At 69.0% G+C, this 13,247-nt stretch carries 9 protein-coding genes; 8 read left to right on the forward strand and 1 reads right to left on the reverse strand.

Features of this window, described 5'->3' with window-relative positions; translation table 11 throughout:
- Positions 1–52 precede the first annotated feature (52 nt).
- The 5 genes from EDF38_RS01005 to EDF38_RS01025 all read left to right on the forward strand — a co-directional run bounded on the left by EDF38_RS01005 (position 53) and on the right by EDF38_RS01025 (position 5,522).
- Positions 53–340 carry a hypothetical protein gene (locus EDF38_RS01005; protein WP_148050059.1) on the forward strand — a complete coding sequence of 96 codons (288 nt, stop codon included), beginning with the start codon at positions 53–55 and terminating at the stop codon, positions 338–340.
- 2 nt (positions 341–342) lie between these two features.
- Positions 343–858: a response regulator gene (locus EDF38_RS01010; RefSeq protein ID WP_123353547.1), complete on the forward strand. Its 516-nt coding sequence runs from the start codon at positions 343–345 to the stop codon at positions 856–858.
- Between the two features lie 469 nt (positions 859–1,327).
- Positions 1,328–3,550 (forward strand): MMPL family transporter, encoded by a 2,223-nt coding sequence (locus tag EDF38_RS01015; protein ID WP_123353548.1) that lies wholly within the window; start codon positions 1,328–1,330, stop codon positions 3,548–3,550.
- A gap of 101 nt (positions 3,551–3,651) precedes the next feature.
- The gene (locus EDF38_RS01020; protein WP_233569066.1) at positions 3,652–4,830 is read left to right on the forward strand and encodes a sensor histidine kinase; all 1,179 of its coding nucleotides are present in this window, start codon (positions 3,652–3,654) and stop codon (positions 4,828–4,830) included.
- Entirely contained in the window at positions 4,827–5,522 is a 696-nt protein-coding gene (locus EDF38_RS01025) for a response regulator transcription factor (protein WP_233572106.1), read from the forward strand. Before EDF38_RS01020 ends, EDF38_RS01025 begins: the two co-directional genes overlap by 4 nt.
- 85 nt (positions 5,523–5,607) lie before the next feature.
- Here the strand turns inward: EDF38_RS01025 and EDF38_RS01030 are convergent, their stop codons facing one another.
- Positions 5,608–6,570, reverse strand: coding sequence for a LacI family DNA-binding transcriptional regulator (locus EDF38_RS01030; protein ID WP_123353550.1), 963 nt, complete (start codon positions 6,568–6,570; stop codon positions 5,608–5,610).
- Between the two features lie 128 nt (positions 6,571–6,698).
- Between EDF38_RS01030 and EDF38_RS01035 the strand changes: the two genes are divergently transcribed.
- The 3 genes from EDF38_RS01035 (at position 6,699) to EDF38_RS01045 (ending at position 13,227) form a co-directional block, all read left to right on the forward strand.
- Entirely contained in the window at positions 6,699–9,140 is a 2,442-nt protein-coding gene (locus EDF38_RS01035; protein ID WP_123353551.1) for a glycoside hydrolase family 2 TIM barrel-domain containing protein, read from the forward strand.
- Between the two features lie 32 nt (positions 9,141–9,172).
- Positions 9,173–11,659 (forward strand): alpha-L-rhamnosidase, encoded by a 2,487-nt coding sequence (locus EDF38_RS01040; protein ID WP_123354936.1) that lies wholly within the window; start codon positions 9,173–9,175, stop codon positions 11,657–11,659.
- Between the two features lie 170 nt (positions 11,660–11,829).
- Positions 11,830–13,227, forward strand: coding sequence for an MFS transporter (locus tag EDF38_RS01045; protein ID WP_123353552.1), 1,398 nt, complete (start codon positions 11,830–11,832; stop codon positions 13,225–13,227).
- Positions 13,228–13,247: the final 20 nt, after the last annotated feature.

Consider the following 13,247-nt stretch of genomic DNA (forward strand, 5'->3'; position numbering starts at 1 on the left):
AGTCCGCGAACCTTGGACGAACCAAAAGCCGCAGCCACTCGAGGAGACATCGATGACCACCATCAGCCACACGTCCGCCTACTTCGCCCCCGTCGCGGCCCGCACCGCGGCTCAGCAGATCACGACCACCCCTCGCCGAGCCCGCCGCGACCGCTGGCGCATCATGCGGACTGCGCTGACCCCGGCACGCTGGGCCCTCATCGTCGTCTGGGTCCTCTCGCTCGTCGTCGGTCACGTGGTCTACGCGATCGGCCTGGCGGTGCTTGCTCTCGTTGCCGCCATGACGAATCAGCCCAGCCAGGTGCACTCGACTGCGTCCGGCGAGCGAACGGCTTCCTGACGATGATCGCCGAACACGGTGATCTGATGGCACGTGTGTCGGTTCCCAGCGGAGACCGACTTCGTGAGTCTGGGTGGGGCACGCGTGCTCTGCGCATCCTCGTCGTCGATGAAGAAGAACCGATCACGCGCTTGCTGGAGATCGCGCTGCAGCTCGAGGGCTGGTCGGTCGAGTCGGCTGCGTCCGTAGAATCGGCCATCGCCATGATCGAGGAGCAGCGTCCTGACGCTGTCGTGCTCGACATGATGCTGCCGGACGGGAGTGGCGTCGAGGTCGTCCTCGAGATGCGTCGACAGGGGCTTGAAACCCCCGTGGTGTTCCTCACTGGTCGGTCCGACCTCGACGATCGTCTCGATGCATTCGGGGCCGGTGCTGACGACTACATCACCAAACCATTTGCGCTCGAGGGCGTCGTCGACAAGCTTCGCGGCCTGTTCCGGAGTCAGGGCAGGGCAGGTGCCTCGACGATCGGCAAAGACTCGTCAACAGGCTGGCGGAAGAGGGAGGGGACTTCGTGACGCCCAGGTCGCTGTGGGGGCTTGCCTCGAGCTGCCGCGACGCGGTGGGAGCAGACCAATGGTCCGTGCGCATCGAGGGACCAGAGCTCGTTCTGGTCGCGGCGATCTGATGGCCCCCGTCAGTCATTCTCCAGGTACCGACGGCAGGCCTGCACCGCACGTGGACGCCACCGGGGAAACGCCGACCGAGCCGATCGACATGATCCCGCTCCTTGCCGAGTGACGGCCGCTCTCCGCTTCGAGCACGGGCGATGGCCCGACACCACGAGCCTCCACCGCGCCGGTGGGGGCTCTTGATGTTTCGTAGGGGCGGGACGGCTCCATCCGCCAGCGCCAGGACCTACTCCATCTGGAGTACACGGGTCGATCCCGACAGACGACGGCCGGGTCATCGGATCGAGAAACGATGGGGTCATCCCGGGGTGAGCAGACCCTGGCCCCCCACCTCTCTCGCTCTCAAGGAGTCCGCATGTCCCTGTTCCTCTCCCGGATCGGGCGCTTCAGCGCCCGGCACCGGTTCATCGTCACCGGCATCTGGCTGGTCTTGTTCGCCGCTCTGATCGGGGCGTTCGCCATCGGTTCGACTCGCGACAAGCCGGAGGCAGCGGCACAGACAGCATCATCGTCGACCGCGGCCTCGGAGACCCTCGACCGGCTCGCGACCGAGTTCCCCTCCATGGGTGGCGCGCAGGACCCTGCGGCGGACTCGCTGCAGCTGGTGTTCGAGGCACCCGCCGGCAGTTCCGTCACCGACCCTGCCACCTCGGCCGTCGTCACCGACACCCTCTCCGACGCCGCGAAGCTGCCCGGTGTCGCTGCGGTCACGAACCCCCTGGACCCCGCTGCGCCGTACATCTCCTCCGACGGTTCCGTCGCCGTCGCGACCCTGTCCTATGGGGGCCTCGGCGACACCGCCGACAAGGAGGCCGACTACGCCGCCGCGCTCGACCTGCAGGAGTCGGCCACCGGCGACGTACGCGTCGAACTCGGCGGCAACCTCCTCGAGACCCAGGCTCCCGAAGCAGGCATCGGCGAGGCCGTCGGCGTGATCGCCGCCCTGCTCGTGCTCGTGCTCACGTTCGGGTCGCTCTTGGCAGCCGGCGCCAACCTGCTCGTCGCGGCCTTCGGTGTCGGTCTCGGCACGGTCGGCATCCTCACCTACGGCGCGTTCTTCCCCATGGGCGACAACACCCTCATCCTCGCTGCCATGCTCGGCCTCGCCGTCGGCATCGACTACAGCCTGTTCATCCTCAGCCGGTTCCGCTCCGAACTGCGCGACGGACGCAACGTCGAGGACGCCGTCGCTCGCTCTGTCGGCACGGCTGGTACCGCGGTCGTCTTCGCCGGGCTCACCGTGATCGTCGCCCTGGTCGGGCTCGTCGTGGTGAACATGCGGGCGATCACCGAGATGGGAGTCGCCGCAGCGGTCGCCGTCGCGATCTCCGTCCTGATCGCCCTGACCCTCCTGCCCGTGCTCATGCGCACCCTCGGACGCCGTGCCCTCCCTCGACGCGAGCGCCACCTCCGTGAGACTGCACGACTCGCGGACGAGCCCGCCCGCCGTGGTTTCCTCGCCGGCTGGGCCCGCACGGTCGTGAAGCACCCGGTCCTGGCCGTGGTCGCCGGCGTCGTCGTCCTCGTCGTCGTCGCCCTGCCCACGCTGAGCATGAAGACGGCGTACAACGTGCCCGGCGGCACCGATCCAGAGTCCACCGAACGTGCCGCGTACAACCTGGTCCTCGACGAGTTCGGTGGCGTCCAGAGCCCCCTGATCGTCCTCGCCGAGGGCACGGACATCGCCCAGGACGCCGCAGCCACGGCCGCAGAACTGAGCAGCCTCGACGGGGTCCAGTCAGTCACCCCTGGTCAGATCGCCGACAGCGGCGACGCCGTGATGTACACGGTCATCCCGACGGGCAGCCCGATCGACGACGACACCATCGACCTCGTCTCGGCGATCCGCGACGACACCTCCGTGAGCGGCGTCACCCTCGAGGTGACCGGTGAGGCAGCCATCTACATCGACGAGTCGGCCGCCCTCAACCAGGCCTTGATCAAGTACGTCATCGTGATCGCGGTGCTCTCGCTCGTCCTGCTGACCGTCATGTTCCGCTCGTTGCTGATCCCGATCGTCGCCACCCTGGGCTACCTCCTGTCGCTCCTGGCGTCCTTCGGCGGCAGCGTCGCGGTCTTCCAGTGGGGCTGGCTCGATGCCATCATCCCCGCCCCCCAGGGCGACCCGATGCTCAGCCTGCTGCCCATCCTGCTGGTCGGCGTGCTGTTCGGCCTCGCGATGGACTATCAGGTGTTCCTCGTGTCCCGCATCCAGGAGATGCACTCGAAGGGCATGACCCCGAAGGAGGCGGTGGTAGCCGGGTTCAGCAAGTCGGCCCCCGTTCTCGTGGCGGCTGGCACGATCATGACCGTGGTCTTCGCCGGGTTCGCGTCGAGCACCATGGCGATCGCCGCCTCCATCGCGTTCGGCCTCGTCGTCGGAGTGCTGGCCGACGTGTTCATCGTCCGACTCGTGCTCATGCCGGCAGTGCTCTCTCTGCTCGGAAAGGCCGCGTGGTGGCTCCCGGCCTGGTTGGACCGCATCATCCCGCGTCTCGACATCGAGGGCCACGCCCTCGACGCTCACGACGCGGAGAGCCCGGCCCGCACGCCGGATCGCGAGCTCGTGGACGCCTGACCCCGCTGGCCCAGGGCACGCCGGACCTCTCCACCGAGGCCCGGCGTGCCTCGCGCATGACGACAGATCCGACCGAGACAGGACAGGATGACACCGTGACGATGGACAGTGCTGAGCAGTACCTCCGGCCCGAGCCCTGGTACCGCCGACCTGCGACCCTGGACAGGACCGCGTTCGTCGTGTCGCTGGCCGCCCTGGCGGGAGAGACCGTGCACTTGCTGGGCACGTCCTCAGCGGCTCCCGTGGGCGCCTGGTTCGCGTTCGCGCTCGCGGGGGTCGGGGTCATCGTCGCGCGCCGATCCGCCTGGGCAGGGCTCGTCTTCGTCCTCGGCGGGGCGTTGACCAGCGGTCTCGCCGGGTGGGACCCGATCACCTTGTGGACCATCGCGGTCTTCACCGTGTTCTCCGCCACCGTCCGCGGTGTCTCGGCCGTCAGGAGTGGTCTCGTGACCGCGCTGGTGACCGCACTGTCCGAGGCTCTCGCGCTCTCGTTCCAGATCGCCCAGCCCGAGGTCACGCTGGCGGCCGCGACGTCGATCGCCGGCGCGGCCGCGGGCAGCGCCCTGCTCAGCCAACACCGCTACTGGCGCTCGCTCGAAGAACGCACCAGGGACGCCCTGCTCACGCGTGAGGCCGAGGCCGACCGCCGGGTCGCGGAGGAGAGGCTCCGGATCGCGCGGGACCTGCACGACGTCGTCGGCCACGAGGTCGCCATCGTGAGCATGCACCTCGGCGTCGCCGAGGTCAGCCTGCCCTCGGGGGCGGACGCCGCCCGACGAGCTCTCGCAGACGCACGCATCGGGGTGCAAGCCGTTCTCCACGAGACGCAGGAGATCCTGTCGCTGCTCCGCGCCTCCGGCCCGTCGTCGGACGACGACACCCGACCGGCTCCCGGCACCGCGGGACTGGAGGCGCTCGTCGCGTCGTTCGAGGGCACGGGCCTCGACGTCCGGGCACGACTGGCATGCCTGCCTCCTGGTCTCGACGCGACCATCGACACCGCCGTGTACCGGATCGTGCAAGAAGCACTGACGAACGCGCTCAAGTACGGCAGGGGCACGGTCGACCTAGACGTCCTCCTGGTGAACGCGACCATCACCATCCGTGCGCGGAACGACCGGCGGACCGACGTCGTCGTCGCCGGGAGGCGTGCCGGGCTGGGCCTGGTGGGCATGACCGAGCGGGCTCGCAGTGCGGGCGGAGACGTGGACGTCGCCGCCGACGAGGCGACCTTCACGGTGACCGTGACCCTGGACATCGACGGAAGGCACGACTCATGATCGACCACCCCATGCCGGGCGGCAGCAAGGCTCCCGTGCGCGTGCTCATCGTCGACGACCAGCTGATGATCCGACTCGGGCTGCGGGGGATGCTCGAGGCGAGCGACGGTACGGAGGTCGTGGCCGACCTGGAGGACGGCCTGCAGGCAGTCGACTACGTCAAGGAGCATCCTGTCGACCTCGTGCTGATGGACATCCGCATGCCGGGCATCGACGGCGTGGAGGCGACCCGACGCATCCGTGCCGACGAGGCGACCGCCGATGTCAAGATCCTCGTCCTGACCACGTTCGACAACGACTCCGTCGTCATAGCGGCCCTGCGCGCCGGAGCGAACGGCTTCCTCAGCAAGGGCGTCGGTCCGACGGAGCTGATCGCCGGGATCGTCGACGTCGCCCAGGGCGGCGGCGTGCTGTCGGCCAGGGCATCCGCGGCCCTGATCGAGCAGGTCGCACAGACGGCATCGGCTCCCGTCGACGAGGCTCTTGCAGCGACCTTCGACCAGTTGACGCCCCGCGAGCGCGACGTCGTGATCGCGGCGGCCTCAGGCCGAGACAACCAACAGATCGCCCAGCAGCTGTTCGTCTCGCCCTTCACCGTCAAGACCCACGTCGCGCGAGCCATGATGAAGGTAGGCGCACGAGACCGGGCCCAACTCGTCGCTCTCACCTACCAAGCCGGGTTGATCCGCTGAGTCGTGGTACGACGAGTCTGTGTCCGAGGATGCCAGCTCTTCGCCGAGGGCTGCGTCTCTGGTGCTGGCCTGGGGTCCGGAGACGTCACGTCGTCCCGCCAGCGATGAGCTCGAGCGAGAGTTCGACCGAGCTGCCCGGAGAGCCGTGCTCGGCCCGGTCGATCGTCGCCAAGATCGACGCCACAGCTCCCCGAGCGGCTGCTGCCATGTCGTACTGGACCGTCGCGAGCGCTGGCTGCGTCAGACGCGACAGGGGCGTGGCGTCCATGCCGATGACGGCGAGGTCGCCGGGGACGGACCAGCCCTGGGACGTCGCGACCGAGAGGAGCGCGGTCGCGACGTCGTCGTTGTAGCACCCCACGGCGACGCCTCGGTCACCGAGGTCGTCGAGGGCTCGAGCCGCCGACCCAGGGTCGATGTCGAGATGGACGATGATCGGCTGGGGCAGTCCCCGAGACACTGCGACCTCGGCGAACGCCGCTTCACGATCGGCACCGAACGGGTCGCGGCGGGCGTCCTCGAGGTGGGCGTAGGCGAGGCGTCGGTGACCGCGAGAGACGAGATGTTCGGCCTGCAGCGTCCCGATCTCCCGGTTCAGCGGGCTGCGACTCGTCGTGCCGGGATCGATGGCGTCGACGCCCCGTGCGGCCAGCAACGCGCGTTCGGCCTCGGAGAAGGAGGTCAGCGACAGCACGGCACGTGGCTGGAGGCTCGAGACGAGGCTGTCGAGCACCTCGGTCGAGGGCGTCGAGAGACGCAGGACCAAGGTGAGGCCGCGACGGGCCAGCTCATCGGTCAGCGACTCGAAGACCGTCTGCAGGTTGCCGCCGAACGTGGTGTCGGGGATGAGCGCGACCACCACGTCGCTCGAGCCCCGAGCCAGGGCTCGGCCGGCAGCCGAAGGGCGGTACCCGAGGTCGGTGACGGCTCGGAGAACGCGGTCGCGCGTCTCTGCGGTGAAGCGAGCGCCTCGCCCGTTGAGGATCTGGCTGACCACCGCTCGCGAGACGCCCGCGTCTCTGGCGACGTCTTCACTGGTGACCGGCACGCCTGCTCCTCCGTCTCGGCTGTGACGATGTTACCGAGAGTTGACAGGCCCGGAGAGCCGTGGTTGAGTCGGTAACGCGCGATACCTCGCGATGACGACGATGTTCTTGGAGGCTCCCCGTGGCTGTCATGGTTCTCAACGACGGCTGGTCGTTCCGGCGCAAGGTCAGTGCCTTCGCCGAACTGGGCGGGGCGGGAGGCGCGTGGACGGACGTGACGCTGCCGCACGACGCGCAGATCGCCACCACCCGCGAACCCGATCTGGCGAACGGGGCCGCGCCCGGCTACTTCGCCGGAGGCGCATGGGAGTACCGCAGGCAGCTCGAGGTGCCGGAAGAGGCGGCGGGCCAGCTGTGGGCTCTCGAGTTCGACGGCGTCCACCGCGATGCCATGGTCTACGTGAACGGTGCCCTGGCCGGACAACACGCGTTCGGCTATTCGCGGTTCGTGGTCCGGATCGACCCCTGGCTCCGACACGGTGAGGTCAACACGATCGCGGTGCACTGCCGCACCCACCAGGACAGTCGTTGGTACACGGGGGCCGGCATCTACCGCGACGTGCGCCTCATCGTCAAGGACGCCGTTCACCTGGCCGTCGACGGTGTCACGGTCACGACGCCCGACGTCGATGCTGATCGCGCCCTGGTCGAGATCGCCGCTGTCGTCGAGAACTCCAGCACGACCACACGCACGGTGCGGCTGTCGTCCTCCCTCGATGAGGCGGGTCTGGCCGAGGTCGCCTCTGACAGCTCTCCGGTGACCCTCCTGCCGGGAGAGCGCGCCACGGTCCGTCACCGGCTTCTCGTGTCCGACCCCGCCCTGTGGAGCGTCGAGCAGCCCTCCCTGTACACCGCGCGCCTGGCTCTAACCGACGGCGATCGTCGCCTCGACGACGAGGTCGTCCCTGTCGGCATCCGCACGTTGCAGGTCGACGCCCGCCGCGGCCTCCGGATCAACGGCGAGCCTCTCGTGCTCCGAGGCGCGTGCATCCACCACGACAACGGGCCTCTCGGTGCGGCGTCCATCGCACGCGCTGAGGAGCGCCGGATCGAGCTCCTCAAGGCAGCCGGCTTCAACGCCGTCCGCAGCGCACACAACCCGATCAGCACCGCCCTCCTCGCGGCCTGCGACCGGCTCGGCATGCTCGTCATGGACGAGACCTTCGACATGTGGACCTCGAGCAAGAGCGACTTCGACTACGCCTCCGACTTCACGCAGTGGTGGGAGCGCGACGTGGAGGCACTCGTGGCCAAGGACCGCAACCACCCGAGCGTCGTGATGTACTCGATCGGGAACGAGATCCCCGAGACCGGGGCGATCAGCGGCGGCGTCTGGAGCAGGCGGCTCGCCGAGAAGGTCCGGTCGCTCGACCCCACCCGCTTCGTCACCAACGGGATCAATGGCTTCGTCTCGGTGCTCGACATGGTAACGGCAGGCATGGCACAGCAGCGCCAGGCGATGGCCTCGGCCGAACCTCAGGCCGGAGGCGGGGTGAACGCCATGATGACCCAGGTCGGCGACATGATGAACCAGATCTCGGCGTCACCACAAGTCAGCGAGCGGACCGAGGAGTCGTTCTCGGTCCTCGACATCGCAGGGATGAACTACGGCGACGGTCGCTACGAGCTCGACGCACAGCGGTTCCCGAACCGCGTCATCGTCGGCAGCGAGACGTTCCCCTCCCGCATCGCCCGCAACTGGGAGCTCGTCGAGCAGCATGAGCACGTCATCGGTGACTTCACCTGGGTGGGCTGGGACTACCTGGGGGAGGCCGGCCTCGGCGGGGTCAGCTACCCCGACGGTGCCACGGCGCATGCCGCGGCCAAGGCGTACCCCTGGCTCGCGGCGTCCAGTGGCGATCTCGACATCACCGGCCACCGGCGCCCCGTCTCGTACTACCGGGAGACCGTGTTCGGTCTCCGGTCCGAGCCGTACGTCGCCGTGCAGCGGCCGGAGCGGCACGGACAGCCGGTCCAGGGGACGCCGTGGTCGTGGAGCGACGCCCTACCCAGCTGGAGCTGGGAGGGGCACGAGGGGACACCCGTCACCATCGAGGTCTACAGCGACGCCGACGAGGTCGAGCTCGTGTTGGACGGCACGTCGCTCGGCAGGTCGTCGGTCGGTGACGAGCTGGCTTTCCGGGCGATGTTCGAGACCACGTACAGCCCGGGACAGCTGGTCGCCGTCGCCCGTCGTGGCGGCGTCGAGACCGGGAGGACGACCCTGAGATCGGCCGCGCACGAGCTCCGCCTCCAGGTGACAGCGGACCGGAGCCAGCTGGAGCAGGGCACGACCGACCTCGCGTTCATCGACGTGTCCCTCACCGACGAGAGCGGAGTGCTCCGCCCGCTGGCCGACCGTGAGATCTCCGTCGTCGTGGAGGGAGCGGCTGTGCTCCAGGCGCTCGGCAGTGGCGACCCCGCACCCCATGAGCTGTTCTCGGGCTCGACCCGCAGCACCTACGACGGCCGCGCTCTCGCGATCGTCCGCCCGACCGGCGTCGGCCCCGTCTCCGTCGCCGTGTCCGCAGACGGGTGCGAGCCCGTCGGCCTCACGCTCACCGTCGCTTGACCGACATCCCCGTCACCGCCGAAGGGACCACCATGACCGACACCGGACGCCCCGCATTCATCAGCGCCGCCGAGCCGAGCGAGGAGGGAAGCCCCGCGCCATATTTCCGTCGTGGCTTCGAGGTGGGCGACGACCTCGTCCGGGCCACGCTCACCGCAACCGCCCTGGGCATCGCAGAGATCTGGGTCAACGGTCACCGAGTCGGGGATGAGGTCCTCTTCCCCGGCTGGACCTCCTACTCGCACCGCATCGTCGCGCGCACCCACGACGTCACGGACCTGGTGGCCGTGGGTGACAACGCGGTCGGCGCCATCGTCGGTGAGGGCTGGGCCGTCGGCCCCCTGACATGGGAGAACAACCGCCACAACTACGCCGACCGCCCAGCACTGCACGCGCGACTGGAGCTCGAATACGCCGACCGGACCGACGTCGTCACGACCGATGCCTCCTTCCGCGTCGGCACGGGCGCCGTCCGGTCGAGCGGCATCTACGCGGGCGAGGTGCACGACGCCCGGGCCGAGCCGGTCGGGTGGGCCTCAGCCGGCTTCGACGACTCCTCTTGGGTCCCGGCAGCGGCCTACGACGCCGAGGTCGGACGCGTCGAGGTCGACGGGGCCCCGCCCATCCGTCGCATCGAGGAGCTGACGCCCACCTCGATCACGGAGCGCGCCTCCGGACGTTTCATCGTCGACTTCGGCCAGAACATCTCGGGCTGGGTGCGCCTCACCGTCTCCGGCAACGCAGGGGACACGATCGTGCTGCGGCATGCCGAGCTGCTCAACCCGGAGGGCGGCCTCGAGCTCGAAACGCTCCGCAGTGCCGCGGCGACCGACCGCTACACGCTGCGCGGCGGGGGCGAAGAGACCTGGGAGCCCGCATTCACCTTCCATGGATTCCGGTACGCCGAGGTCGCGGGATGGCCCGGGACGCTCGGCGCCGACGACCTCCGCGCCGTCGTCGTGCACAGCGACATGGAGCGCACCGGCTGGTTCGAGACGTCCGACCCGCTCGTGACGAAGCTGCACGAGAACACGGTGTGGTCGATGCGCGACAACTTCGTGGGCGTCCCGACGGACTGCCCGCAGCGCGACGAGCGCCTCGGCTGGACCGGCGACCTCAACGCCTTCTCGCCGACGGCCACCTATCTCTACGACGTGCGGGGCGTGCTCGGGTCGTGGCTCCAGGACCTCGCAGCCGAGCAGGAGGCGGCGGGCACCGTGCCGTGGAGCGTTCCGGACGTGCTGCCCACCCCCTCCACCGCGACCGCGCTCTGGAGCGACGTCGCGGTGAGCTTGCCGTGGCAGCTCTACCAGGAGTACGGGGACACTGAGATCCTCCGTTCCAGTTGGACGTCCATGACCTCGTTCATGGGCGAGGTCGAGGCCGCACTCGACGACGACGGGCTCTGGGGCCACGGCTTCCAGTTCGGCGACTGGCTCGACCCCGATGCCCCCTCCGACAACCCTGCCGGCGGCAAGACGGACCGATACCTCGTCGCGCAGGCCTACCTCTGCAGGACCACGCGCGAGCTCGCATCGGCGGCCGAGGTCCTCGGCAAGCGCGACGACGCCCGGCACTACGGCGCGCTCGCCGATCGCGTGCGTACAGCCTTCCGGCGGCACTTCGTGACCGAGGTCGGCCGTGTCGTGAGCGAGTCCGCGACGGGCTACGCGCTCCCCATCATGTTCGGCCTGCTCGACGACGACCAGCGGCAGGTGGCTGGAGACCGGCTGCGCGAGATCGTCACCGCCGTCGGCGGCACCATCTCGACGGGCTTCGCGGGCACGCCCCTCATCACGGACGCGCTGAGCAGCACGGGGCACGTCGACGTCGCCTACGACATGCTCCTGCAGAAGAAGAGCCCGTCCTTCCTCTATCCGGTCACCATGGGAGCGACGACCATCTGGGAGCGCTGGGACTCCGTACTGCCGGACGGCACGATCAACGCCACGGGCATGACGTCGCTGAACCACTACGCTCTCGGGGCCGTCGCCGACTGGCTGCACCGCGTCGTGGGCGGGCTCACCAGGACCTCGCCCGGCTGGGAGACCTTCACGGTCGCCCCTCTGCCCGGAGGTGGGCTCACCTCGGCCAGGACCGCGCACGAGACGGTACGCGGTCGCGCGGAGAGCAACTGGTACGTCGACGGCGAGGAGCTCGTGCTCGACGTGGTCGTGCCCGAAGGCGCGACCGCGACGGTCGTGCCGCCGCTCCACCCGGAGGCGCTCGTGGTGGAGGTGGGCGCGGGCCGTCACTCGTGGCGCTGGCCCCGGCCGGCCGGGTTCGGCGAGGACGTCGTGCTGACGCTCGAGTCACCCGTCAAGGACGTCATGAAGGACGACACGGCGTGGGCGGCCGTCTTGGACGTGCTCCGCACCTACTTCCCGGGGGTTCCTGTGGAGGCGGCGGGGAGCCAGCTCGGCGACGCCCCTCTCGGGATGCTCGCACAGCGCCATCCCTCGGCCTCCGAGGACATGGCACGCGACCTGCTCGCCGCCCTTGCGACCGGCACCTCATGACCAGCTGATCTCTCGAGCGAGGGGAGCGAATGGACGACGGCCCTCGTCTCAGGCCCTCGACCAGATCTCCGCTGAAACGATTCATTATTCCCATTGACGCACGCCTCGCGGTGTGATTTCCTCTTGGTTACGCGCGTTACCCACCCGCACTCGAACAATGGAGTTCCGTCATGACCGACGCACCCGGCAAGCACCCCGCCCCTCGTCCGGCGACAGACCATCCCGTTCCCGAGTTGCCGCTCTCGGCAGCAGGGAACCTCGAGATCGGCGCCGAGCAGATCAGTGAGGGCCTCCGCGAGTCCGGTGAGAGCGAACGGCCGAAGTTCCGGAAGGGCTATCTCGCTCTCCTCTTCTTGGCGCAGTTCACCCTCTACCTGGCATTCGTCGCCCCGATCGCTTACTCGCTGGCCGTTCGCATCGACCAGATCGCGCCGGACTCCCGCAACTCGCTCCTCGCGCTCGCCGCGGGCATTCCCGGCATCCTGGTGGTCGTCCTGATGCCGCTCGTCGGCATGCTCAGCGACCGGACGCGGTCCCGCTTCGGCCGGCGACGCCCCTGGCTGGTGGGAGGTGTGCTCCTCGGACTCATCGGGTCGATCGCGATCGGATTCACCGACACTCCCTTCGCGCTCATCGCCGGCTGGTCGATCGCCTACGTCGGCTACTCCACCTCGGCAGCCATGATCGTCAACCACCTCGCAGACAAGCTGCCCGAGCAGCAGCGTGGACGCGTCACGGGCATCATCGGGGCCATCAACCAGATCGCGCCGTTGTTCGGCGTCGTCCTCGGCGGAGTCCTCGCCAGCACCGGAGCCGGCCTCTTCCTGTACCCCGGAATCATCGCGTTCGTCGGCATGACGATCTTCGCCATCGCGATGCGGGACCCCCGCGTGACTGCGCCTCGTGTGACCTCGAGCCCGAAGCAGATCCTCCGGGGGTTCTACTTCAACCCGAAGCGCTACCCCAACTTGGCGTGGGTGTTCCTCAGCCGGGCCTTCGTCTTCCTCGCGCTGTCCTTCTCGCTCTACAACGTCTACCTCCTCCAAGATCGGCTCGGTCTGAGCCCCGCCGAGGTGGCGCAGCTCGTCTCGCTCTCCGGCATCCTGAGCATCGTCGGCGGCATCGGCGGCGCCATGGGGTCCGGGTGGCTCTCGGACAAGCTCAAGACGCGGAAGCCCTTCCTCCTCGTCAGCGGCATCGTCATCGGGATCGGTCTCGTCGGGACAGGTACGACAGCCAGCATCCCGCAGTACGTCGTCGCGAGCCTCCTCACCGCGTTCGGCATCGGTGTCTACGGTGCCGTCGATCAGGCCCTGGCTCTCGACGTGCTGCCCAAGGACGAGGACGAGAACGGGCGCTACCTCTCGCTCCTGCAGTTGGCGAGCTCGATCCCTCAGGCCGCTGGAGCGTTCCTGGCGGGTGGCATCCTGGCGCTCTTCAGCGGCGAGTACACCGCAGTGTTCATCGCAGGAGCGATCTGTGCCGTCCTCGGCGCCCTGGCCATCTTGCCCATCAGCGTGGGGCGGCGGGCCGAGCTCTCGACCACGAGCGTCACCGTTCCTCGCTGAAACGTGGCCGACGTGGCAGA

Source organism: Frigoribacterium sp. PhB160, assembly GCF_003751785.1.
GTDB lineage: Bacteria > Actinomycetota > Actinomycetes > Actinomycetales > Microbacteriaceae > Frigoribacterium.